We start from the raw sequence: 23,375 nt of genomic DNA, 5'->3' as shown, positions 1-23,375 counted from the left end.
GCAGGTCGGCACATTGGCAAGACACGACCCACCCGACCGGACCCGCAAGACTGTGTCACCGTGACACCTCTGCGTGAGATCTATGTCATGCCCCTTCCCAGCTTGGCTCCCGCGTCCCATTCTCCAACTCAAGGAGACAGAACATGCCCACAGAACGCATTACCTTCACCGGCCACGCCGGAACGCTCGACGCCCGGCTCGACCTGCCCGAGGGGCCTCACCTGGCCACGGCAGTCTTTGCCCACTGCTTCACCTGCGGCAAGGATATCCCCGCCGCTCGGCGCATTGCAGCACGGCTGACGACCATGGGCATCGCAGTGCTGCGCTTCGATTTCACCGGCTTGGGCCACAGCGATGGCGAGTTTGCCAACACCTCCTTCACCTCCAACGTGCAGGACCTGGTCAAGGCCGTGGATTACCTGAACGACCGTAACATGCCACCCGCCCTCCTGATCGGCCATTCACTTGGCGGCGCGGCAGTGCTCAAGGCGACCGCGCAACTCGATCAGATCAAGGCGGTGGCCACCGTCGGCGCCCCGTTCGACCCCGAACACGTGACCCACAATTTTGCGGACGCGCTGCCAAAGATCCTCGAACAGGGCGAGGCCGAGGTGAGCCTCGGCGGCCGCCCTTTCCGCATCGGCAAAGGGTTTGTCCAGGATGTCACCGACGAAGCCTTGCAACCCGCGATCGCCCGGCTGAACGCTGCACTTCTGGTCCTGCACGCCCCGCGCGACGCCATCGTCAGCGTCGACAACGCGAGCGAGATCTTTATGGCCGCCAAACACCCCAAAAGCTTTGTCACCCTCGACGATGCCGACCACCTTGTGACCAAGGCCGACCACGCCGAATACGCCGCCGACATCATCGCAACCTGGGCCAAGAAGTACCTGCAACTCAAGCCGCCCGCTCCACCCATCGGCGCACCCGAAGGGGTCGTGCGCAGTTCCGAAGCCGATGCAAACGGCTTTTTGCAGGACATCACACACGGCACACGGCACCATATCCTCGCCGATGAACCGCGCGCCTATGGCGGCACCAATCAGGGGCTGTCGCCCTACGGGCTGCTTGCCGCGGGGCTGGCGGCCTGCACCTCGATGACCATCCGTATGTACGCGCGGCGCAGGGAGTGGCCCCTCGACCACGTACATGTCGATGTCAGCCACAACAAAGTGCATGCACAGGACGCGGGCACAGTCGAAGGCGACAAGATTGACGAATGGAAACGCAGGATCACGCTGACCGGGACGCTCGACGACGTACAACGACAACGGCTGCTCGAGATTGCCGACAAATGCCCCGTGCACAGAACGCTTGAGCGGACATCAAAGGTACTGACGGAACTTGCCCCTGCGGGTGAGATTGTGGAAGCAACCTAGGCAAGACCGAGCTCAGGCCCGCGACCCGACCCCAAAATGAAACGAGGCGCGGTCCCATCCGGGGCCGCGCCTCTCGATTTGGTTCCGGGGTGGATCAGCCGCGCGCGCGGCCAACCAGCGTCCAGGCCAAGGGCAGAACCAGCGCCGCCAGCGCCAGTTTCAGCGCGTCACCGATCAGGAAAGGTGTCAGACCCCACTCCAGGATCGGCTTGTCCCAACCATAAAGCTGACCCAACCAAGCAAGACCCGGAACATAAATCAGCACGTTGCCCAGCAGCATCGCCAGCGCCATCAACAGCACCGACCGGTCCCAGCCACGGCGGGCCAACGCGCCCAGCGCGAGCGTCGCGAGAACGTAGCCGACCAGATAGCCGCCCGTGCCGCCCATCATGTATTCCAGACCGAACTTCTCGGCCGACGAGCCAGCGAAGACATCAAATCCCAAAGCGCCGATGATCATGTAGCCAAGGATCGTCACCAGCCCCAGACGCGCGCCATAGGCTGCGCCAACCGTTAACACGGCGAAGGTCCCCATGGTGATCGGAACAGGCCACATCGGCACTTTGATCTTTGCTGCAATCGCAAGAAAGGCAATGCCCAGCACCACAAGGGCCGCTTGCTTGATCCGCAGCGCTGTGCCCTCATTCGCGCCAAACGCTTCGCTCAGCACCTTGTTATTCCACGTCGTTTCCATGGTTCCCACCTGTTCATGTGACACAAATTTAAACATCTTGTGCCAAGGGCCTGCACTTTCTGCAAGCGCAAAGCCAATGTTTGCGATCACGGTCGCCGCTCACGCGTACGCATCACGCGCGACGGCGGTAACAGTTGGTCATGACGTAAGACTTGCGCGGCCCCTCGACGGTCCATGTGGCGCGAAAGTGGGGCCAACCCGAAAAATCATAAGACACGGCATAAGCATCCGGATCACACCAATGCGACGCCTCGCCTCCGGCCGCTGGCACCGTGTGAAAGAACCGCCCATCATCGAAATAGACATGCAGACAGGGCGTCCACAGATACCGCCGCTCCGCTTGCATCGGCGCGGCCCCGTCCAGATACAACGTTCCCGCCTCGGAATAGGCAAGGTCATCGTCCCGCGCCGTCCACGTCGCGACACCTGAAAATCGCGCAGGTGCGCCAACCTTGGGCGTGATGACGCGCTCAAGCTCCCACGCCCCTTCAAAATCGGCCAGCACCCGGTCAGTCTGCATAACCTGCCTCGGTGATGTCACCGCTCTGTCCGACAAAGCGCAATGCATCGCCGTTGCGGTCCATCCCATAGCAGGCCCACATGTCGTTTGGCGGCCACTGGCTGCAATAGCGGCCATCCTCGACCCGCCAATAACCCCAGCTTTCGCGCCCCTTGTGGATGTAAAGCGTCCGGCCCGAGGCCCGGAAATCCTGCGTGGTGTCAGGATAGGCCAGCACCCGCCCCGTCAGGGCCACCCGGATCTCCTCGCCGCTCATCGGCTTCCAGCCATCGGCCGCAACCGGGCCAGCCAGCACCGCAAGGATCAGGGCAAAGCGTCTCATATCTGGGCCTTCGTCTTGTCGTTCACCGGACCTCAGTCTAAGGACGCGGCAACTGATCCGACAGTCATAAAAAGGTGCCCCATGATCCCACGTTACTCCCGCCCCGACATGGTCGCGATCTGGGACCCGGCCACCAAGTTCCGCATCTGGTACGAGATCGAAGCCCACGCCTGCGACGCCATGGCCGACCTGGGCGTGATCCCGCGAGAGAATGCCGAGGCCGTCTGGAAAGCCAAGGATGTCGAATTCGACGTCGCCCGCATCGACGAGATTGAAGCGGTCACCAAGCACGACGTCATCGCCTTTCTCACCCACCTCGCCGAACATGTCGGCAGCGAAGAGGCGCGTTTCGTCCACCAGGGCATGACATCCTCGGACGTGCTCGACACCTGCTTCAACGTCCAACTGACCCGCGCGGCTGATCTGCTAATTGCCGACCTCGAAGGGCTGCTCGCCGCCCTCAAGCGCCGCGCCTACGAACATAAGGACACGGTCCGCATCGGGCGCAGCCATGGCATCCACGCAGAACCCACGACCATGGGCCTGACCTTTGCCCGCTTCTACGCCGAAATGGACCGCAACCTGTCCCGCATGCGCGATGCGCGAGCCGAGATTGCAACGGGTGCGATCAGCGGCGCGGTGGGTACGTTTGCCAATATCGACCCCGCGGTCGAAGAACATGTCTGCGACAAGCTGGGCCTCGTTCCGGAACCGATCAGCACGCAAGTCATCCCCCGAGACCGGCACGCGGCCTTCTTCGCGACCTTGGGTGTTGTCGCCTCCTCTATCGAAAACATTGCCGTCGAAATCCGCCACATGCAGCGGACCGAGGTGCTGGAAGGGGCCGAGTTCTTCTCGATGGGCCAAAAGGGCTCAAGCGCGATGCCCCACAAGAAGAACCCTGTGCTGACCGAAAACCTGACGGGCCTCGCCCGTATGGTCCGCTCTGCCGTGATCCCCGCGATGGAGAACGTGGCCCTGTGGCACGAACGCGACATCAGCCACTCCTCCGTCGAACGCATGATCGGGCCCGACGCGACCATCACGCTCGATTTCGCGCTGGCGCGCCTCACCAGTGTCGTCGACAGGATGCTGATCTTCCCCGAGAACATGCTCGACAACATGAACAAGTTCCCCGGCCTTGTGATGAGCCAGCGAGTGCTGCTGGCCCTGACCCAAGCGGGCGTGAGCCGCGAGGATGCCTACACTTATGTCCAGCGCAACGCGCTGAAGGTCTGGGAACACCGCACCGACTTCAAAGAAGAGCTGCTGGCGGATGCAGACGTGACCGCAGCGCTCAGCCCAGCCGAGATCGAGGAAAAGTTCGACCTTGGCTACCATACCAAGCATGTCGACACGATTTTCGAACGGGTCTTTGCCGAAGAATGAGCCAGCCAAGGCGGAGGACACCTCCGCCTTACGAGGCCTGCATTCTATGCAGTAAGGCGCATCCTGATGCGCCCAGATTGCTTTTCCTTTGGCAGAACAGCATCGGTGCCCTACCCTTACGTCACCCGAAAACAAAGGAGACGAAAGATGACGACCAAGACCGTTCTGGTGGCACTGGCCCTCACCCTCGCCCCCACCCTCAGCCTTGCCATGGGCTGCAACTACGACAAGCTCGAACAGCAAGCGATGTCCTGTGCTGCGGGCACTGTCTATGACGCCGACACAAACAGCTGCGTAGCGACCACGGGCTAATGCTCACGTTTTCGTGATCGCATAAGATCGAGGTGCGACGGGTTACCTCTACATCGAACCTGACGCACCTCACGACGGAGAACTGACATGCTGCGCGCCCTGATCCTGACAACCGCCATCACCTCGGCCTTGGCCCTGCCCTCGACCGGCTTTGCCGCAGGCAGCGACGACAATGCCAAGCCCAAGAAAACCGAGACGACGCAGAACTGCCTGAACGTGCGTCAATGGGATCCCGACAAGAACGCCTATGTCCGCTTTTCGCAGCCCGTGAACGGTGTCTGGGACGCCAAGATCGGCAAATGCGTGCGCCCGGACAAGACGTCCTATCTGGACGCCGACGAGCTCTACAAAGCCGTGCGCGAACTGGCCTATGCCGGGCGTTACAACGAAGCCAACACCGTGCTCGACCAGATGCCCGACCAGGCCGAGGACCGCGTGCTGACCTATCGCGGCTTCACCGCCCGCAAGACGGGCCAACTGGAACTGGCAAACGTCTTCTACCAGCAGGCCATCGACGCGAACCCCGACAACATCCTCGCCCGCTCCTACATGGGCCAGGGCAAGGTTGTCGAAGGGGACACGGTGGCCGCGATGATCCAGCTGCGCGAGATCCAGGCCCGCGGCGGTGCTGGCACCTGGGCCGAAGCCAGCCTGCGGGACGCTATCGAAACCGGCACCACCTACAATTACTGATGCTTCTGCCCGGTTGAGGGATTCTCAACCTTTGCCTGCCAGAACGGTGCCAAATCGTTTCGAGGCAGGACATGACAGACTTGGTACCCATGTCCGCCGCCCCTGCACCCATGCAGTCGGGCGGCGGCGTTTCTTTGACACCTGTACCGGTGACGCGAGCGCCCGCGAACCTGTCGCGGCGGGCCAAGGCGGCGATCGTCGTGCGGCTGTTGCTGAACGAGGGCGCCGACATCCCGCTTGAGGAATTGCCCGAAGACCTGCAGGCGCACCTGACCAAGGCGATGGGATCCATGCGCGTCGTCGACCGCGACACATTGCAAGCCGTCGCCGCCGAATTCGCCGAAGAGGTAGAACGCATCGGCCTCAGCCTGCCGGGCAGCATGGCGGGCGCGCTCGACGCACTCGATGGCAAGATCAGCGCGCAAACCGCGGCCCGGCTCAGGAAAGAGGCAGGCGTGAAACGCGGCGGCGATCCGTGGCAGCGCATACGCGACATGGGCCCGGACAAGCTGCTTCCGATACTGGAAGAGGAAAGCATCGAGATCGCGGCCGTCATGCTGTCGAAACTCGATGTATCCAAGGCAGCGGAGCTGCTGGGCCTGCTGCCGGGCCCCCGCGCGCGCGCGATCACCTATGCCGTATCACAAACCAGCGCAGTCACGCCCGAAGCTGTCGAACGCATCGGCCTGTCGCTCGCCAGCCAGATGGATTCACAACCTCTGCGTGCTTTCGACAACGGCCCTGTGGAACGTGTCGGCGCGATCCTGAACTCCACAACCTCTTCCACACGCGACGACATGCTTGCCGGGCTCGAGGAAACGGATGAAGGGTTCGCAACCGCCGTGCGTAAGGCCATCTTCACTTTCGCCAACATCCCGAATCGCATCGCGCCACGGGATATCCCGCGCATCCTGCGCAATGTCGAGCAAGAGGATCTGATCACCGCCTTCGCAGGCGCCGCGGACATGGGGCTCGATACCTCAGCCGAGTTTGTGCTGAACAACATGTCTGCCCGCATGGCCGACCAAATGCGGGAAGAGGTGCAGGAGGCAGGCAAACAAAAACCCACCGATGTCGAGGATGCGATGGGCAACATCGTCAAGGCGATCCGCGACATGGAGACCAGCGGCGACCTGATGCTGATCACGGAAGACGACGAAGACTGATGCGCACAAGGCACACCCGCAAAGGGATGAAACAGGTCACATTGGCCCTACGCACAAACTGATGCGCAACCGCACCTTGCCGGATCAACCCCGGACGCTGGACGGAAAGCCAAGCCACGCAAAGACACCACTCAAACATGCAACGCAGAACCGCCCGCTTGTGAACCCTGGGGGCTGGTTTTATGTCTGGCTCCAAGATTTGCCCGCCAACACATGGCGCGCTCAGGACATGGACCCGAATGCGACACGATTCCGAAGACCTGCCATGGCGGACCAAGCTGGCCTACTTGGCCACCAACGCCGTCGCGCGCGGGTGCATCGGCGCCGCACTCGCCCTGCCATACACCTGGCGCGTCCCATTCATGGGCTGGATCCTGTCCCGCATCGTTGGCCCGGCGGCAGGGTTCAAAAAGCGCGCCGCCGAACATATCGCCCTCGTCTTGCCCGAACTGCCAAGCACCGAACATGACCGCATCGCGCGAAAAAGCCTCGACAACGCCGGTCGCACCTTGATCGAAAACTATTCGACCGGCGCGCTTCTCGCCCGCCAGAAAGGCGCAGAGATCAACGGCCCCGGCATCGAGGCGCTTGAACAGGCTGCGCAATCCGGCCAGCCCGTTATCCTCGTCACCGGCCATTTCGGCAATTACGAGGCCCTGCGCGCCACTCTCGTTGGGCGTGGTTACGATGTCGGCGGGCTCTACCGCGATATGTCGAACCCCTATTTCAACGCCCATTACGTGCGCACCATGCAGGCCTTTGGCGGACCTGTCTTTGCCCAGGGGCGCAAGGGCACGGCAGGGTTCGTCCGGCACCTCAAGGCGGGCGGCCAACTGGTCCTGCTCTTTGACCAGCACGTGCAACGGGCGCCGATCCTCGATTTCCTGGGGCATCCCGCACGCACGGCAGTCTCTGCCGCGGAACTGGCCTTGCGCTACAACGCGCGGCTGATCCCCTTCTACGGCATCCGCAAACCCGACGGGCTGGGCTTTGATTGTGTGATGGAGGCGCCCATTGTCCCTTCAGACCCCGAGACAATGACGCAGGCCATGAACGACAGCATCGGCGCACGCATTCGGGCCAACCCCGAACAATGGCTTTGGGTCGCAAGACGCTGGCGTATAGACGAATACTACCCCGAAACCGCTACTTGATTTGAGCAGCGGCAAGAATGGGGCCATCGACGCCCTTCTGCACCATCACGACCAAGGGTTTGTCGCCCGGCGCGTCCGCTTTGATGGCCAGGTCCGTCACGCCGTCCCACTGCTGCAAGATCTTCCACCCTTCGGTGACGTTGGCATAGGTGATCGTGTGGCCTGCATTCTCCCCCCGCGTGATGCGCGACGTGCGTTCGGGGGTGTAGCGCAGCATCTGAACAACCAACGGGCCGCTCGGTTCTGCGCTCTGGGCGGTGATGTTCACTTGGTCGCCCGACCGTGTCACGGCCAGCGTGATCGGTGTCATCTTGTCAGAATGGTCCGAAATCACCTTGGACAGCTCCATCGGGCGCGCACCCACAATGTCCGCCTGCCCGTTGATGATCATCTGCGGCGTGTAAACAGACCTGCGCCCCGCGGCTATGGCATAGCCACGTTGCCGTTCGGCATAGGCAGGATCGGCAAACTCGTCCTTCCACCCGATGTAGTCCCAGTAATCCACATGCAGCGCCAGCGCGATCACATCGTCCCGCTTGGCCAACTCATGCATCAGCTTGTCGGCCGGCGGACAGGACGAACAGCCCTGCGACGTGAACAGCTCTACCACCACCGGCGACTGCGCCGCTGCAGGAGTGACAAGGCTTGCAACAGCAGCAAGAACAAGGGGGATCAGACGTTTCATAGAAGAAGCACACTCATTGCGTCGGGAGTGGTTTTTAACCGTATAGCGTAACTAGGAAAGACTTTGCCAAAGCGCCAATCAATGTTTGTTGAGCGTATGTGACAGCCGGATCACGGCATTGCGCACAAAAACTGTATGCAATAGTATACAAAATCGTCGCAGGGACGCCAAATACGGTTGATTGCACCCGCCCATTTGGGGCATCACGCACCCAATTCGTTGCCCCATCCGTTTCAGGAAAGGAAAAACTCCATGCCCATCACCGTAGGTCATGATACCGCCAAGACGCGCAAGACGCTGACCGTCGGCGGCCAGTCCATCGACTATTACTCCATCCCCGCTGCGACCGACGCGGGCCTGGGCGATTTTGCCAAGCTGCCCGCCGCCCTCAAGGTCGTGCTCGAAAACATGCTGCGCTTCGAAGACGGCAAGACCGTCAGCACCGACGACATCAAGGCCTTTGCGACATGGGGCGCCCAGGGCGGCAAGAACCCGCGCGAGATCGCCTACCGCCCCGCCCGCGTGCTGATGCAGGACTTCACCGGCGTGCCCGCGGTCGTGGACCTCGCTGCCATGCGCGACGGTCTGGTGGCCCTGGGCGGTGATCCGGAAAAGATCAACCCGCTGAACCCCGTCGACCTGGTCATCGACCACTCTGTCATGATCGACGAGTTCGGCAACCCCCGCGCCTTCCAGATGAATGTCGACCGCGAATACGAACGGAACATGGAGCGCTACACGTTCCTCAAATGGGGCCAGTCCGCGTTCAACAACTTCCGCGTGGTCCCGCCCGGCACCGGCATCTGCCACCAGGTGAACCTGGAATACCTGGCCCAGACCGTCTGGACCGATCACGACCAGAACGGCGCCGAAGTGGCCTATCCCGATACGCTCGTCGGCACCGACTCGCACACCACCATGGTCAACGGCGCCGCCGTTCTGGGTTGGGGCGTTGGCGGGATCGAGGCGGAAGCCGCCATGCTCGGCCAGCCCATCTCGATGCTCATCCCCGAAGTCATCGGGTTTGAGCTGACCGGCTCCATGCTCGAAGGCACCACAGGCACCGACCTCGTCCTGAAAGTGGTCGAAATGCTGCGCGCCAAGGGCGTCGTCGGCAAATTCGTCGAATTCTACGGCGAGGGTCTCGACCGCCTGCCGCTCGCCGACCGTGCGACCATTGCAAACATGGCCCCCGAATACGGCGCCACCTGCGGCTTCTTCCCCATCGACGACGAAACCCTGCGCTACCTGCGCAACACCGGCCGGGACGAGGACCGCATCGCACTGGTCGAAGCCTATGCCAAGGAAAACGGATTCTGGCGCGGCGCGGATTACGCACCGATCTACACTGACACGCTGCACCTCGACATGGGCACCATTGTGCCTGCCATCTCGGGCCCCAAACGCCCACAGGACTACGTGGCGCTGACCGAAGGGCAAAACGCCTTCCGCAAGGAAATGGAAGAGACGTTCAAGCGTCCCATGGGCAAAGAGGTTCCGGTCGACGGCGAAGACTACACCATGGAATCGGGCAAGGTCGTGATCGCCTCGATCACCTCGTGCACCAACACATCGAACCCCTACGTGATGATCGGCGCGGGCCTCGTGGCACGCAAGGCGGCGGCCCTGGGTCTCGACCGCAAACCATGGGTCAAAACCTCGCTTGCACCGGGCAGCCAGGTCGTGTCCGCCTACTTGGAGGCGGCGGGCCTGCAAGAAGACCTCGACAAGATCGGCTTCAACCTTGTGGGCTACGGCTGCACCACCTGCATCGGCAACTCCGGCCCGATCCAGGAGGAGATCAGCAAAGCCATCGCCGACGGCGATCTGGTCGCCACCTCGGTCCTGTCCGGCAACCGCAACTTCGAAGGGCGGATTTCGCCTGACGTGCGCGCCAACTACTTGGCCTCACCCCCGCTGGTCGTCGCCTATGCGCTCGCGGGCACGCTTGACATCAACCTTGCCGAAGACGCCATCGGCCAAGACGGGGACGGCAACGACGTCTTCCTGAAAGACATCTGGCCCACCAGCCAGGAGGTTGCCGAACTGGTCGAAGCAACCGTGACGCGCGAAGCCTTTCAGGAGAAATACGCCGAAGTCTTCACCGGCGACGAAAAATGGCAGGGCGTGGAAACCACCGACCAGAAAACCTACGACTGGCCGCCAACCTCCACCTATGTCCAGAACCCGCCCTACTTCCAGGGCATGTCGCCGGAACCGGGCGTGATCACCAACATCGAAGGGGCCAAGGTTCTGGCCCTGCTCGGTGACATGATCACCACCGACCACATCTCGCCCGCTGGCGCGTTCAAGGAATCGACCCCCGCAGGGCAGTACCTGACCGAACGGCAAGTCGCCCCGCGCGAGTTCAACTCCTACGGCTCCCGCCGCGGCAATCACGAGATCATGATGCGCGGCACCTTCGCCAACATCCGTATCAAGAACGAGATGCTGGACGGCGTCGAAGGCGGCTACACAAAAGGGCCCGACGGCGAACAGACGTCGATCTTCGACGCGGCCATGGCACATCAGGAAAACGGCACACCGCTCGTAATCTTCGGCGGCGAACAATACGGCGCAGGGTCATCCCGCGACTGGGCGGCCAAGGGCACCGCGCTCCTGGGCGTCAAGGCGGTCATCGCGGAAAGCTTCGAACGCATCCACCGCTCAAACCTCGTCGGCATGGGCGTCATCCCGTTCGAATTCACGAACGGCGACACCCGCAAATCGCTGGGCCTCAAGGGCGATGAAACCGTCTCCATCTCCGGCCTCGACACGATCCAGCCCCTGCAAGAGGTGCCCTGCACCATCACCATGGGTGACGGCTCGGTCAAAGAGATTACGCTGAAATGCCGGATCGATACCGCGATCGAGATCGAATACATCGAACATGGCGGCGTTCTGCACTACGTGCTGCGCAACCTTGCATCCGCCGCCTAAAGCGGATGTGATACCATCAGAACGGGCGCCCCTCGGGGCGCCCTTTTTTGTTTCGGAGCCGTCCATGAAAACCGCACTCGTTACCGGAGCCGCAAGGGGGCTGGGGCGCGCCATCGCCGCTGATCTGGCCCGGGACCACCGGGTCGTGATCACCTGGCGCAGCACCGAACCAACCGAATTGCTCAAAGACCATCCAGACATTGCCGCTTTCCAGGTTGATCTGGCGGATCCCGGCGCAACAGCGGCCCTGCCGCAGCAAGTCATCGACCACTTCGGTCGTCTCGACATCATCGTGAACAACGCAGGCAGCCTCCTGACCGATGACGCCGAAAACTACGACGCGGATGCCATCGCGACCAATTTCAACGTCAACGTAAACGCGCCCATGGGTCTCGTGGCCGCCGCCTTGGAACATCTCCAACCCGGTGCGGCCATCGTCAACATCTCGTCCCAAAACGCCCGCCTGCCCGCCATGGTCGCGCACAGCTACTCCGCAAGCAAAGCCGCCGTCGACACCTGGACCAAGATCGCCGCCAAAACGCTCGGCCCCAAGGGCATCCGCGTGAACGCCGTGGCCCCCGGCGCCGTCAACACCCCCGAAGCGACCCGCCCGGACGACATCACCGATATGATCATCAACGACAGCGCCCTGCGCCGCATGGCCACCCCAGACGACATCGCCGCCGCCGTCCGCTTCCTCGCCTCCGACGCGGCAGCAGCCATCACCGGCACCATCCTGGACGTCAACGCAGGTTACCGTTTGTAATCAATGCGGACCGCGTCCATCTTCTCTGGTTCAAAAAATCCCCGCCGGAGGCTCCCGACATCGCGGACAGGCGCCTCCGGCATTGGTATTTCAAGTCAGAAAAAGCAGGGCGGATCAAAGTAAAATGCGCCGTCAGGCGCTCAATTTGACAGCGCCTTTTCCAGCGCGGGCAGAAACCGATTTTCATAATCCGACCCGACAAGCGGCCCTTGGAACCGGTACAGAATTGTGCCATCCCCATCCAGAATGAAAGTCTCGGGCGGCGCCGTCACACCCCAGTCGATAGCCGACCGGGCCGCGGGATCAAACGCCACGGCGACAAACGGGTTGCCGTCTTCGTTCAGGTATTTTGACGCCGGCCCCTCGGTGTCTCTGAAGTTCACGCCGATGATCGGCATCCCCTCCGCCGCCATTTCCAAAAGCTTTGGATGCTCGGCACGGCACGGCGGACACCAAGATGCCCAGAAATTCACCAGCGTGACCTCACCGCGCACCAGATCACCGTCCATCACCGGCGCATAGTCGGCAAGCTGCGCGTCTGTCAACGGCGGCGCAAGGGCACCAATACGGGTCGACGGTAACTCGTTGGGGTTCTCACGAAACATGCCCACAGCGGCCAACGCCACAAAGCCCGCAAAAATACCGATGGGGGCCAGCATCAGCGGCGATACCTTAGCCACCCTGCACACTCCGCCGCTCAACCGCCTCCATCTCCGCGCGCACGCGGCGCCCACGCCAAACGGTCAACACGACAATGGCGACCAGCAGCACGATCGACACCGCATAGGCAGACAGCACTGCATCTGCGTATTTCCCAAGATCCGGCATCACGCCTCCTCCGCCCGCAGGTTCGCACCGCGCGTCTCACGCGCCATCAACGCGCGCGTCCGACGCACCCGTATCTCCGTTCCCGTCCGGTAAAGCACCAACGCCAGAAACAGCAAAACAAACCCGCCAATGCACACGAGCAGCGGGAAATAGAACACGTCCGCTACGTTCTCTTCCTTATCCAGGCTCAGCGACGCCCCCTGATGCAGCCCTTGGTTCCAGAACAGCACGGCATAACGGCTCAGCACGGCAAAGACGGTGCCCACCAGACACAGGATAGACGTCAAATCCGCCGCCGTATCGGGATCCTCGATGGCCTCCCACAAGGCCACGTAGCCCAGATAAAACAAAAACAGGATCAGGAACGAGGTCAGGCGCGGGTCCCACGCCCACCATGTGCCCCACATCGGCTGCCCCCAGATCGCCCCGGTAAAGAGTGCAATCAATGTCATCACGATGCCCACGGGCGCCGCCGCCCGCGCAGCCAGCGCAGACACATGATGCCGCCGCACGATCCAGATCAGCGACGCCACCAGCATCATGAACCACGCATTGATCGCCATCAGTGCCGAAGGCACGTGCAAATAGATGATCTTGACGGTCGAGCCCTGCCGGAAGTCATCCGGCGTAAAGAAGAACCCCCAGACCAGCCCCACGACCAGACAGATGGCGGCCCCGGCCCAAAGCCACGGCTGCACCCGTTCGCTCAGGCGCAGAAACTTGACAGGGTTGGCGTATTCCCAAAGTGACATGATCTACATTTAACCCCTCGGGGCCCCCTCCTCAATCGACATCCGCGTTATCGCAGGTTCACGCGCAGCACCGCCCCTGCGGCAAATGGCATCGCGGCCAGCACGGCCAGCGTGATCCCCGCCAAAAGCAGCAAAGGCGTGGCGCTGTCCAACCCCTGTGCCGCCCGCCGCGCTGCCTCCGCCCCAAAGATCAGCGTCGGCACATACAGAGGCAGCACAAGCAACGACAAGAGCAGCCCACCCCGCTTGATCCCCACGGTCAGCGCCGCACCAAACGCACCAATCATCGACAGCGCCGGCGTCCCAAGGGCCAGGCTCACCACCAGCACCCCATACCCAGACGGCGCAAGGTTCAGCAGCACCCCCAACACGGGCGCGGCCAGCACCAAGGGCAACCCGGTCGTCACCCAATGCGCCGCCGCCTTCACTGCCACGATCCCCTCTAGCGGCAGGGGCGACGTCGCCAGCAGATCCAGCGCCCCGTCCTCCCAATCCACTGCCAACAGCCGGTCCAGCGACAACAGACACGCCAACAGCGCTCCCAACCACAAAACTCCCGGCGCAATCTGGGTCAAGAGCGCCGATTGCGGCCCCACGCTGAAGGGCACCAACACAACGACGATCAGGAAAAAGGCCAAACCCAGGCCAAAGCCGCCCCCCGCCCGCAAGGCCAGCGCCAGATCCCGGAAAAACAGAGCCCTCACAAAAACGCCTCGTCCGCGGCATCCATCCGCGCCGCTGCCGCGCGAAAGCGCGACACATCCAGCGCCTCCGCCTCAAGCCCCAGTTCAATATGCGTCGCCATCAACGCCGCCCCGCCCCGCGCCAGATGCTCCCGCACCGCAGCGGCAAAAAGCGCAACAGATGCCGCATCCAGCGACACCGTCGGCTCATCCAGAACCCACACATCGCGCCCCGTCACCATCAACCGCGCCAACCCCAACCGGCGCTTCTGCCCGGCCGACAAACGGCCCGCGGGCCGGTCCACCAAATCCTCCAGATCAAAGGCGGCCAAAGCAGGCGCAATATCCGACTGCCCAAACACCGACGCCCAGAAGCGCAGGTTCTCGGCCACGCTCAGCGCCGCCTTCAACCCGTCCGCGTGGCCAGCATAGGCAATGCGATCCTCGGCCCCCGCCACGACACCCGCCATTGGCACCTGCAACCCGGCCACAGTGCGCAAGAGCGTCGTCTTGCCCGACCCGTTCGGCCCGCGCAGCACAAGCGCCTGCCCGGACCCAACGGCAAAGGACACGCCCGCCAGCACCGGCACGCCGCCACGGCCCACGGCCAGATCAGTGACAGTCATTTCCATGCCACAGCCGTAACCCATTGCGTGCAGGCACAAAACCCTACGCGTCTCTTCTCTGTTTCAAAAAATCCTCGGGGGGATGCGCCAGCATCGGGGGCAGACAGCCCCTCCAACCTCTCAGACGGGCAACACCGCCAGCGCAATGCGGCGGCCTTCGCTCAAAAGCACGTTGTAGGTCCGTGCCGCCGACGGGGACGACATCACCTCAAGGCCCAGACCAGCCTCTTCCAACTGCGCGCGCAATGCGGCGGGGATGTGGGCCGTGTCCGCACCGGTGCCGATGAACAAGACATCGACCTTGCGGGCCAGGGCGACCAAAGGGGCCACATCCTTGTATCCCGCCCAGGCCACCGTGCCGGTGGGGCCCGTCAACATGCCCCCGACGATCACCTCGCCCCCGATGCGGAAAAACCCGGGCCCGTAGCCCTCCACAGGTTTGGCATCGGTGAACGTGATCTCATTAAGGCGCATGACCCATCTCCCAAATCGGCAGGCCCAGAATAGCGGATGCCGCGATGACGATATAGGCCACCGTGCGGAAAAGTCGCTCCGCCCCCGGATCAAACAGCCACGCGCCCGCAACGTTGGCGATCATATACAGCGGCACCAGCACCAACCCGATAATGACCGCCTGCGCATCCAGCAGACCAAACACCAAAAAGATGCCCAGCATCATCACGTCAATGCCCAGCAGATATAGCAGGAAATTCGCCCTTATCACCGCAATCGCCTTGGCCGACGCCATGTACAGCAGAATGACCGGCGGACCGGGAATACCGGCCAGTCCACCCAGAAACCCGCCAAATGTGCCCACACCCACAGTCGTGCGCGGCCCCATCGGCCCGCGATAGCGCCAGCCCGACATCAGCGCAGCCAGCAGGATCAGGATGGCAACCGACACTCCCCAGCCGAACGCATCGGGGTTCACAAATGACAGCGTCCACAGCCCTGCGGGCAGGCCAATCGCCACGCCCAGCAGCAGCCAACCCGCCTCGCGCAGATTGCCGTTGCGCAGCGCCGGGCGCAGGTTCGGCAGCGGCCCCCAGAACTCCACCACCACCAGAAACGCCAACGCGGCAAAGGGTGACAGGACCGAACTGGCCGCCGCCATGATGATCATGCCTGACCCGAACCCCGCAAAGCCGCGCACTAACCCGGCGGCTAGGATCGCAGAGACAAGCCACCAAATCCCCGGCAGCGCCAGCGCCTCCCCCACCGCCGCGATCATCCGCCGAACACCGGCAGGCCCATGATGATGGCAACGGCGATGATGACATAGGCGACGCGGCGGTAAAGCACCTGCCGGCCCGGATCGAACAACGCCTGCCCAACGCGCGAGGCAATGCCATAAGGCACGATCAACAACAGCCCCAGCACCACGGCCTCGACGGTCAACAGCCCCTGCATCGCCATCAATGGCACGGTCAGCAGACCCGTTACGGTCAGAAACACCAGCGTATTTGCCCGCGCCCGCGCCACGCCCTCCTGCCCGCTCAACTGAAACAGCACCATGATCGGCCCCACCAACCCGGTCGCACCGCCGACCACACCAGTGGCCGCAGCCACGGACACACGCGCCGTGCGCGTGGGCACGGCCTTGTACCGCCAGCCCAGCACCAGTGCGACCAGCGTCAGCGTCGTCACCGCCAGCACCGCCCAGCGCATGGTCGTCACATCATTCAACCGAAGGATCGCGATCCCCAGCGGCAAGGCGAGGGTCGCCACGACGATCATCAGCACGACATTGGGCCGATCCGCCTGCCCCCACGCCCGCGGCACCACGGACACCAGCGACGCCAGCGCGGTCACACCAAAGGCCGCAATCGCCATCTCAACGGGAACAAAGGCCGTAGCAATCGGCATGTAAACCAACGCCGCGCCAAACCCGGCAAATCCGTAGACGACGCCCGCCACCATCGTGACGGCCAGCACCCAGACAAAGCCCGGCAACGCCAGCGTATCCGCGATCATTTCTGTCATGATAAGCCCAGCTTGCAGCCCAGAGGCGAACAAGCAAGGACCAGTTCCACCGCGGCTCTAGGCCAGCGCCGCCTCAGGCATCCACATTCGCAAACTGATTGCCCGCATTGGCGTCCGGCTTGGACCAGTCCCGCTTGACACCCAGCCACAGCAGAATGGTCGAGGCGACAAAGACCGAAGAGTACGTCCCCACGATCACACCCCAGATCATGGCAAAGACAAAGCCCCGGATCACGTCCCCGCCCAGCACATAAAGCGAAATCAGCGCCAGCAGCGTCGTGACCGAGGTCATGACCGTCCGGCTCAACGTCTCATTGATCGAGATGTTCAGCACCTCGGCCAGCGGCTTCTTCTTGTATTTGCGCAAGTTCTCTCGCACCCGGTCGAACACGACCACAGTGTCGTTCAGCGAATAGCCCACAATGGTCAAAAGTGCCGCGATGATGGCCAGATCAAACTTGATCTGCAGTTCAGAGAATATGCCGATGGTCAGGATCACATCATGGACAAGCGCCGCCACGGCCCCCAGCGCAAACTGCCACTCAAAGCGCAACCAGATGTAAACAAGCACCGCCCCGATGGCCAAAACAACGGCAATCGCCGCCGTCTGGATCAACTCGCCCGACACTTTCGGGCCCACGGATTCCACCGATACGAACTGAATATCCGGCACCGCCGCACTCAGCGCGGCCTGCACGGTGCGGATGGTCTCGGGCGTGACCGCCTCCTGCCCCTCCTGCGCCTGAATGCGGATCATGGCCACGTTCTGATCGGCGTCAAAGGTCGGGTCGAACACTTCCGTTATCGAAATGTCGCCCAAGGCCAACGGCGTCAGCGCATCCCGGTAAAGACCAATATCAACCGGCTGCGTGCTTTCGGTCCGCACGGTCGTCCCGCCGCGAAAGTCGATGCCATAGTTCAGCCCCTGCAACAGGAACGACCCGATCCCCAACAGGATCAGCAGGCCCGACAGACCCAGCCAGATCTTCCAGCGGCTGAAGAAATCGAAATTGGTGCCCTGTTTGACCAGCTTCAGTCGCATCTTACACCTCGATCGTTTTGGGGCGGCGGCGTTCAAACCACATCACCACCATCAGCCGCGTCACGAAAATGGCCGTAAATACGGATGTGAGGATCCCCAGACCCAGCGTGATCGCGAACCCGCGCACCGGACCCGACCCCATCGCAAACAGGATCACGGCGGTGATAAAGGTCGTGATGTTGGCGTCCAGAATGGCCGACAACGCCTTTTCATAACCAAGCTCAATAGCCCGCGCAGGCCCGCGCGAGGATTTCAACTCCTCGCGGATCCGCTCGAACACCAGCACGTTGGCGTCCACCGCCATCCCCACCGTCAGCACGATCCCCGCAATGCCCGGCAAGGTCAGCGTCGCCCCGATCATACTGAGCAGACCAAAGATCAGCCCGATATTGATTATCAGCGCGATGTTCGCAAACAGCCCGAACAGCCCGTAACTCAGCCCCATGAACACCAGCACGGCGGCAAAGGCGACGATTGTCGCGATCTGACCCGCGTCAATGCTGTCCTGCCCCAGTTCCGGCCCGATGGTCCGCTCTTCAAGGAACGTCAGTTCCGCAGGCAACGCACCCGCGCGCAGCAGGACGGCCAAATTCGTCGATTCCTCAACATTGAAATTCCCGGTGATAATCCCCGACCCGCCCGGAATATGGCTCTGGATCACCGGGGCGGACACCACCTCGTCATCCAGCACGATGGCAAAGGGCGACCCGATGTTCTCAGCCGTGTAATCCCCGAACCGTCGCGCCCCGGTCGTGTTAAAGCGGAAGGACACAGCCGGGTTACCATTCTGGTCAAAGCTCGGCTGCGCATCGACCAGATCCTCGCCCGTCACCACAGGCGCGCTCTCGATCACATAAAACAGCCCCGGCTCGTCCAGCGACGGCACCAGCTTGTTGCCAATCCCCGGCGCGGTGTTCTGATCCGACGTCCGGTTCACCACCGGGTTGAACGTCAGCTGCGCGGTCGTCCCGATGATCTCTTTCAACTCGGCCGCTGACCCAATGCCCGGCACCTGAATCAGAATGCGCTGCGACCCCTGCCGCTGAATGGTCGGCTCGCGCGTGCCCACCTCGTCAATCCGGCGGCGTACGATCTCAAGACTTTGCTGCACCGTCCGCTCGTCGCTCGCCAGCTTCTCCTCATCGCTCAGGGTCACGACAACAACGTCGGCCCCATCCGCACGCACCTCGATGTCATTGGCACCCACACCGGTCAGCGTCTGCACCGGCTGCTCCAACGTGCGCACCAACTGTATCGCACGCTGCAACCCCGCAGGTTCCCCAATCCGAATGCGCAGCACATCAGCCGCCGAAGGCTGCAACCGAATGGTGCCAACAGTCGCCCGCTCGGCGCGCAAAACATCACGCACCTCGGGCCACATCGCCTCGATCCGGCTGGCATAGACCTGCTCGACCTGCACCTCAGCCAGCAAATGCGCACCACCGCGCAGGTCCAGGCCAAGGTTCACCAGCGCCGACGGCATGAACTCGGGCCACTGCGCCAGCAGCGCCTGGTTCTCAGGCGTGTCAGCCCCCAACTGGATGGCCTGGGCCGCATCATTGTGCTGCTCAACGCGATTGTAGAACCCGTTGGGCAAGGCCAGGATCAGGCCAAGCGCACACAAGGACCAAATCAGTACCCGTTTCCACGCATCAATCTGAAGCATTACTTCGCAGGCTCGGTCTTGTTCAGGACCTGCGCGATGGTGGATTTGACGACGCGCACCTTCACACCATCCGCCACTTCTACCTCGACCTCATTGTCTTCCTTGACCTTGCTGACTTTCCCGATCAACCCGCCCTGGGTGACCACCTGATCACCGCGGCGCAGCGCCTCCACCATGGCGGCATGTTCCTTGACCTTCTTCTGCTGAGGCCGGATCAGCAGGAAATACATGATCGCAAAGATCAGGATCAGGGGAATGAACTGGCCGATGGCTTCCATGGGAATTGTCCTTGGTCTTGGGGCGGATTCTGGCCCGCTTCAAAGTTTGGCAGAACCTATGGGCGGGGGCGGGACTGTGCAAGGTGGAAACACCGGCCCGACCGGGTTTTGATCCGCTTTGCATTGGCCATTCCAAATGCCATCCTGCACATATGCGGCGCATTCGACAGTTTGGTGTGGCTTTGCTCGGCTTCGCCGTGTTCGTGACGTCTGCCCAGCTGGCGCGGGCCGAGGGCACAGGCTTGCCGCGCCTGCCGGAACAGGACCACGCCGAATGGACCGCCATCGGGCGGCTCAACATCGCCGGGTTTCGCACGCGGCGCGCCTGCACAGGTACATTGATTGCACCGCTATGGGTACTGACCGCGGCGCATTGCGTGCGCAGGCCCGACGGCACGACCGAGCCGCCGGGCAACGTCCATTTCGTGGCGGGCTGGTTGCGGGGCGATGTTCTATGGCACGGGCGCGCCGCTGCCGTCCACACGCATCCCGACGCGGCGCGCGGCCCTTCCGCCGATGTCGCACTGATCAAACTGCAAAGCCCGGCACCGGCCGAAATCCTCGCACCGATACCGCTTGGCACACTGCCTGTGGGCGACGACCGCGCAAACGCCATCATCGGCTACCAATCGACCCGCAGCGCCATGCTCAGCGCCGCATTCGATTGCCCGGCAACACGCACGTTGGACCAGATGCGCGTGCTCGACTGTCCGGTCACGCCCGGCCTGTCCGGCAGCCCCGTCCTGTCCCGCACGGCGTCCGGGTGGCGCGTGACCGCCGTCGTCTCGGCCCGCATCGAACAGGACGGCCATGCGCAGGCGGTCGTTGTGGCACCGGGTGCATGGGCGTCGGGCCTGGTGGATGGGACTCCATAGCCAAAGGGGCTGCGCAGGTTCAAATCCTAACAAACCCTTACCCCACCATGACGATGGGGGTGCACAGGGGGTGTACGGATGGTGCACGGGGTGTGACACCCTGTTTGCCCCCCTTTTCGCGGGGCCTCGGATGGGGCATACGACCCCCACTGCAACACCAATATCAGAGGCCAGACATGCACGACATCCGCGCCATCCGCGAGAACCCTGCCGCTTTCGACGCCGCCCTTGCGCGCCGTGGGGACGCTGCGATGTCGTCGTCCCTTCTGGCCCTGGACGAGGCGCGGCGTGCCAAGATCCTCGCCGCTGAAACCGCCCAGGCCGAACAGAACAAAGCGTCCAAGGAAGTGGGCGCCGCCAAGGGCCGCGGGGACGAGGATGAATTTCAGCGCCTGCGCGCGCTTGTGTCTGAAAAGAAAGCAGAAATCGCCCGGATGCAGGAGGAGGCTAAGGCGCTCGACGCCCAGCTGACCGACGCCCTTGCACGCATCGCCAACCTGCCCGCCGACGATGTGCCGGACGGCGCGGACGAGGAGGACAACGTCGAAATCCACCGCTGGGGCAACCCGCGAAACTTCGATGTCGCGCCCAAAGAGCATTTCGACATCGCAGGCGTCGCCGCCTCCATGGACTTCGAAACCGCCGCCAAGACCTCTGGCAGCCGCTTTGTCATGCTGAAGGGCGCCGTCGCCCGCATCCACCGCGCCCTGGCCCAGTTCATGGTCGACACTCACGTTGATCAGAACGGTTTACTGGAAGTTAACTCACCTGTGCTGGTCCGCGACGATGCGATGTACGGAACGGACAAGCTGCCGAAATTCGGCGAAGACAGCTACCGGACCGAAGATGGCATGTGGCTCGTCCCCACGTCTGAGGTGCCGCTGACCTACAGCGTCGCGGGCGACGTTCTGGATGAAGCCGCCCTGCCGATCCGCATGACGGCCCACACCCTCTGCTTCCGATCCGAAGCGGGCAGCGCCGGCCGTGACACCGCAGGCATGCTGCGCCAGCACCAGTTCGAAAAGGTCGAGATGGTCTCGATCACCCATCCAGACGGGTCCGAAGACGAGCAGAAACGCATGCTCGACTGCGCACAAGGCATCCTCGAAGCTCTTGAAATTCCTTACAGAACTGTCGTTCTGTGCACGGGCGACATGGGCTTTGGCGCGCGCCGCACCTACGATATCGAGGCGTGGTTGCCCGGCCAGAACACCTACCGGGAGATCAGCTCAGTCTCCACCACCGGCGACTTCCAAGCCCGGCGCATGAACGCGCGGTTCAAGCCAGCAGATGGCGGAAAACCGCAGTTCGTTCATACACTTAACGGCTCCGGCCTCGCCGTGGGGCGCTGTCTGATCGCGGTTCTGGAGAACGGCCAGCAGGCCGATGGCTCGGTCAAACTGCCCACAGCGCTCGCCCCCTATCTCGGCGGCAAGACGGTGCTGACAGCGGACGGCGCGCTGGCCTAGATCCGCAACGATCCGGGGCGGTAATCGCCCCGGCCACCCCGGCGCTCATCGACAGATGGATGGATTTCCCATTTTGAAACAGGGCCTTGCCGCCACCTCTTGAGCATGGACCACCCATAGTCGATATCTGCATCGGCCAGCGGATCGGGATCCGATGGCGGGAATCTCGCGCCGGTGTCAATCGTCAAACGCCCGGCCCCCTGCACCACCCAATCCAGCGCGATCATCGACAAGGGCTGCGACGATCCGGACCCGCCGACGATCCCGTGATCGCCCACGAACCAAAGCTGCTGATAGGCCCGCAGCGGCCCTGTGTCCCCGTGATTCAACCCCTTGTCACCGTCCAGATTGGACCACATCGCAGGCTTGTACATCACCCGCCGTTCGTCCAGCGCCAGCGCATGCCGCGCCGATTGCACAAGGCTGGACAGTTCCATGTCATGGAACTTGTACTGTCGGTTCCACATCGACGCGACAGGGCCCAGAAGCGAAGGCGGAATGCCCCGCGCACCCACCGTGTCCCACACCCCGACATAGGAAATCGCAACCATGCGCGAGGTATCGTCGCGCCAGGCCAAGTCACTGACAGACGTGGCAAATTTCGGCGACATCGCCCGCCGCGCCTCGCGGATATGGGGCGCGTCAGGGTGGTTGCGCTTGCCCCGTTTGCGGTACAGTTCAAAGGCCGCGTTCACGCCCTCGGGGCTCGTGTCAGAGATGATGCCGCATTTGCGGATCATCCCCGCCACGGACCGCGCCGTAAACGCCCCGCGCGAGAACCCGAACAGGTAAATCTCGTCCCCGTCCTGATAGGCCTGCGCCAGAAACTGGTAGGCCTGCTTGACCTTGGCATCCAGCCCCCAGCCAAAAGCGCCGCCGCCCCATCGGTTAAAGAACCGCTTGACCGGCCCGTCAAAGCGGCGGTCGGTGCCAATGCCCGCGAAATAGGCCGCCACCTGTCCCTGGGCGGGATCATTGACCAGCGCCTGTTTGAGCTTGTGTACGCTGGTCGGCTCTTCAATATCGGGTGAGTTCCAGGTTCCGTCGCAGAAAATAGCAATACGTGTCATGGTGGGCCAAGTCCTTGAAATGCAATGCGCCAGACTAGGTTCTGACTGGCTGAAATACGGGCGTCATGGCAAGGATGATCCGG

General features: G+C 62.7%; 26 protein-coding genes. 10 read left to right on the top strand and 16 right to left on the bottom strand.

The features are described 5' to 3' along the window. Positions 1-143 precede the first annotated feature (143 nt). Positions 144-1,379: a bifunctional alpha/beta hydrolase/OsmC family protein gene (locus BWR18_RS02225; RefSeq protein ID WP_076626511.1), complete on the top strand. Its 1,236-nt coding sequence runs from the start codon at positions 144-146 to the stop codon at positions 1,377-1,379. A gap of 94 nt (positions 1,380-1,473) precedes the next feature. Here BWR18_RS02225 and BWR18_RS02220 read toward each other — a convergent pair whose 3' ends face one another. The 3 genes from BWR18_RS02220 to BWR18_RS02210 all read right to left on the bottom strand — a co-directional run bounded on the left by BWR18_RS02220 (position 1,474) and on the right by BWR18_RS02210 (position 2,915). After that, the gene (locus BWR18_RS02220; RefSeq protein ID WP_076630067.1) at positions 1,474-2,073 is read right to left on the bottom strand and encodes a biotin transporter BioY; all 600 of its coding nucleotides are present in this window, start codon (positions 2,071-2,073) and stop codon (positions 1,474-1,476) included. Positions 2,074-2,185: 112 nt separating this feature from the next. Continuing rightward, positions 2,186-2,593: a DUF6314 family protein gene (locus BWR18_RS02215; protein ID WP_076626510.1), complete on the bottom strand. Its 408-nt coding sequence runs from the start codon at positions 2,591-2,593 to the stop codon at positions 2,186-2,188. Beyond that, positions 2,583-2,915, bottom strand: a complete 333-nt coding sequence (locus BWR18_RS02210; RefSeq protein WP_076626509.1) for a hypothetical protein — start codon at positions 2,913-2,915, stop codon at positions 2,583-2,585. The genes BWR18_RS02215 and BWR18_RS02210 overlap by 11 nt, the downstream gene beginning before the upstream one ends. Before the next feature lie 81 nt (positions 2,916-2,996). Here BWR18_RS02210 and purB point away from each other — a divergent pair, with 81 nt between their 5' ends. From purB to BWR18_RS02190, 5 genes are all read left to right on the top strand, one after another. Beyond that, positions 2,997-4,304 carry an adenylosuccinate lyase gene (gene purB / locus BWR18_RS02205; RefSeq protein WP_076626508.1) on the top strand — a complete coding sequence of 436 codons (1,308 nt, stop codon included), beginning with the start codon at positions 2,997-2,999 and terminating at the stop codon, positions 4,302-4,304. Between the two features lie 147 nt (positions 4,305-4,451). Next, the gene (locus tag BWR18_RS21545) at positions 4,452-4,616 is read left to right on the top strand and encodes an adenylosuccinate lyase (protein WP_157598624.1); all 165 of its coding nucleotides are present in this window, start codon (positions 4,452-4,454) and stop codon (positions 4,614-4,616) included. A gap of 87 nt (positions 4,617-4,703) precedes the next feature. Then, entirely contained in the window at positions 4,704-5,309 is a 606-nt protein-coding gene (locus BWR18_RS02200; protein WP_076626507.1) for a tetratricopeptide repeat protein, read from the top strand. A gap of 71 nt (positions 5,310-5,380) precedes the next feature. Next, positions 5,381-6,475 carry a flagellar motor switch protein FliG gene (locus BWR18_RS02195; protein WP_083957613.1) on the top strand — a complete coding sequence of 365 codons (1,095 nt, stop codon included), beginning with the start codon at positions 5,381-5,383 and terminating at the stop codon, positions 6,473-6,475. 239 nt (positions 6,476-6,714) lie between these two features. Then, a complete protein-coding gene (locus BWR18_RS02190) occupies positions 6,715-7,629 on the top strand; it encodes a lysophospholipid acyltransferase family protein (protein ID WP_076626506.1) in 915 nt (304 codons plus the stop codon). On the opposite strand, the gene BWR18_RS02185 is transcribed toward BWR18_RS02190, so the two are convergent. Further along, positions 7,622-8,314, bottom strand: coding sequence for a DUF1223 domain-containing protein (locus BWR18_RS02185; protein ID WP_076626505.1), 693 nt, complete (start codon positions 8,312-8,314; stop codon positions 7,622-7,624). The two genes, BWR18_RS02190 and BWR18_RS02185, sit on opposite strands and share 8 nt — an antisense overlap. A 252-nt stretch (positions 8,315-8,566) precedes the next feature. On the opposite strand from BWR18_RS02185, the gene acnA reads away from it, so the two are divergent. Next, a complete protein-coding gene (gene acnA / locus BWR18_RS02180) occupies positions 8,567-11,254 on the top strand; it encodes an aconitate hydratase AcnA (RefSeq protein WP_076626504.1) in 2,688 nt (895 codons plus the stop codon). 64 nt (positions 11,255-11,318) lie between these two features. Then, entirely contained in the window at positions 11,319-12,020 is a 702-nt protein-coding gene (locus BWR18_RS02175; protein ID WP_076626503.1) for an SDR family NAD(P)-dependent oxidoreductase, read from the top strand. 140 nt (positions 12,021-12,160) lie between these two features. On the opposite strand, the gene BWR18_RS02170 is transcribed toward BWR18_RS02175, so the two are convergent. The 11 genes from BWR18_RS02170 to yajC all read right to left on the bottom strand — a co-directional run bounded on the left by BWR18_RS02170 (position 12,161) and on the right by yajC (position 19,878). Continuing rightward, positions 12,161-12,700 carry a DsbE family thiol:disulfide interchange protein gene (locus BWR18_RS02170; protein WP_083957612.1) on the bottom strand — a complete coding sequence of 180 codons (540 nt, stop codon included), beginning with the start codon at positions 12,698-12,700 and terminating at the stop codon, positions 12,161-12,163. Next, positions 12,693-12,848 (bottom strand): heme exporter protein CcmD, encoded by a 156-nt coding sequence (gene ccmD / locus BWR18_RS02165; RefSeq protein WP_076626501.1) that lies wholly within the window; start codon positions 12,846-12,848, stop codon positions 12,693-12,695. The genes BWR18_RS02170 and ccmD overlap by 8 nt, the downstream gene beginning before the upstream one ends. After that, the gene (locus tag BWR18_RS02160) at positions 12,848-13,600 is read right to left on the bottom strand and encodes a heme ABC transporter permease (RefSeq protein WP_076626500.1); all 753 of its coding nucleotides are present in this window, start codon (positions 13,598-13,600) and stop codon (positions 12,848-12,850) included. Before BWR18_RS02160 ends, ccmD begins: the two co-directional genes overlap by 1 nt. 47 nt (positions 13,601-13,647) lie before the next feature. After that, positions 13,648-14,304, bottom strand: a complete 657-nt coding sequence (gene ccmB / locus BWR18_RS02155) for a heme exporter protein CcmB (protein ID WP_076626499.1) — start codon at positions 14,302-14,304, stop codon at positions 13,648-13,650. Continuing rightward, entirely contained in the window at positions 14,301-14,915 is a 615-nt protein-coding gene (ccmA, locus tag BWR18_RS02150; RefSeq protein WP_076626498.1) for a heme ABC exporter ATP-binding protein CcmA, read from the bottom strand. The genes ccmB and ccmA overlap by 4 nt, the downstream gene beginning before the upstream one ends. 114 nt (positions 14,916-15,029) lie before the next feature. Then, the gene (locus BWR18_RS02145; RefSeq protein ID WP_076626497.1) at positions 15,030-15,383 is read right to left on the bottom strand and encodes an Mth938-like domain-containing protein; all 354 of its coding nucleotides are present in this window, start codon (positions 15,381-15,383) and stop codon (positions 15,030-15,032) included. Then, positions 15,373-16,140 (bottom strand): sulfite exporter TauE/SafE family protein, encoded by a 768-nt coding sequence (locus BWR18_RS02140; RefSeq protein ID WP_076626496.1) that lies wholly within the window; start codon positions 16,138-16,140, stop codon positions 15,373-15,375. Before BWR18_RS02140 ends, BWR18_RS02145 begins: the two co-directional genes overlap by 11 nt. After that, positions 16,137-16,892, bottom strand: a complete 756-nt coding sequence (locus tag BWR18_RS02135) for a sulfite exporter TauE/SafE family protein (RefSeq protein WP_076626495.1) — start codon at positions 16,890-16,892, stop codon at positions 16,137-16,139. The genes BWR18_RS02140 and BWR18_RS02135 overlap by 4 nt, the downstream gene beginning before the upstream one ends. 73 nt (positions 16,893-16,965) lie before the next feature. Next, a complete protein-coding gene (gene secF, locus BWR18_RS02130) occupies positions 16,966-17,934 on the bottom strand; it encodes a protein translocase subunit SecF (protein ID WP_076626494.1) in 969 nt (322 codons plus the stop codon). A 1-nt stretch (position 17,935) separates the two neighbouring features. Continuing rightward, entirely contained in the window at positions 17,936-19,600 is a 1,665-nt protein-coding gene (gene secD, locus BWR18_RS02125; protein WP_076626493.1) for a protein translocase subunit SecD, read from the bottom strand. After that, positions 19,600-19,878 (bottom strand): preprotein translocase subunit YajC, encoded by a 279-nt coding sequence (gene yajC / locus BWR18_RS02120; RefSeq protein ID WP_076626492.1) that lies wholly within the window; start codon positions 19,876-19,878, stop codon positions 19,600-19,602. The genes secD and yajC overlap by 1 nt, the downstream gene beginning before the upstream one ends. A gap of 152 nt (positions 19,879-20,030) precedes the next feature. Between yajC and BWR18_RS02115 the strand changes: the two genes are divergently transcribed. Beyond that, positions 20,031-20,753 (top strand): trypsin-like serine peptidase, encoded by a 723-nt coding sequence (locus BWR18_RS02115; RefSeq protein ID WP_076626491.1) that lies wholly within the window; start codon positions 20,031-20,033, stop codon positions 20,751-20,753. A gap of 176 nt (positions 20,754-20,929) precedes the next feature. Beyond that, positions 20,930-22,222, top strand: coding sequence for a serine--tRNA ligase (gene serS, locus BWR18_RS02110; RefSeq protein ID WP_076626490.1), 1,293 nt, complete (start codon positions 20,930-20,932; stop codon positions 22,220-22,222). On the opposite strand, the gene BWR18_RS02105 is transcribed toward serS, so the two are convergent. Beyond that, entirely contained in the window at positions 22,219-23,292 is a 1,074-nt protein-coding gene (locus tag BWR18_RS02105; protein WP_076626489.1) for a DUF2235 domain-containing protein, read from the bottom strand. The two genes, serS and BWR18_RS02105, sit on opposite strands and share 4 nt — an antisense overlap. Between the last annotated feature and the right edge of the window lie 83 nt (positions 23,293-23,375).

This window comes from Tateyamaria omphalii (assembly GCF_001969365.1).
In the GTDB taxonomy this organism is placed as follows: Bacteria; Pseudomonadota; Alphaproteobacteria; order Rhodobacterales; family Rhodobacteraceae; genus Tateyamaria; species Tateyamaria omphalii_A.
This window is presented reverse-complemented; position numbering and strand designations above follow the sequence as displayed.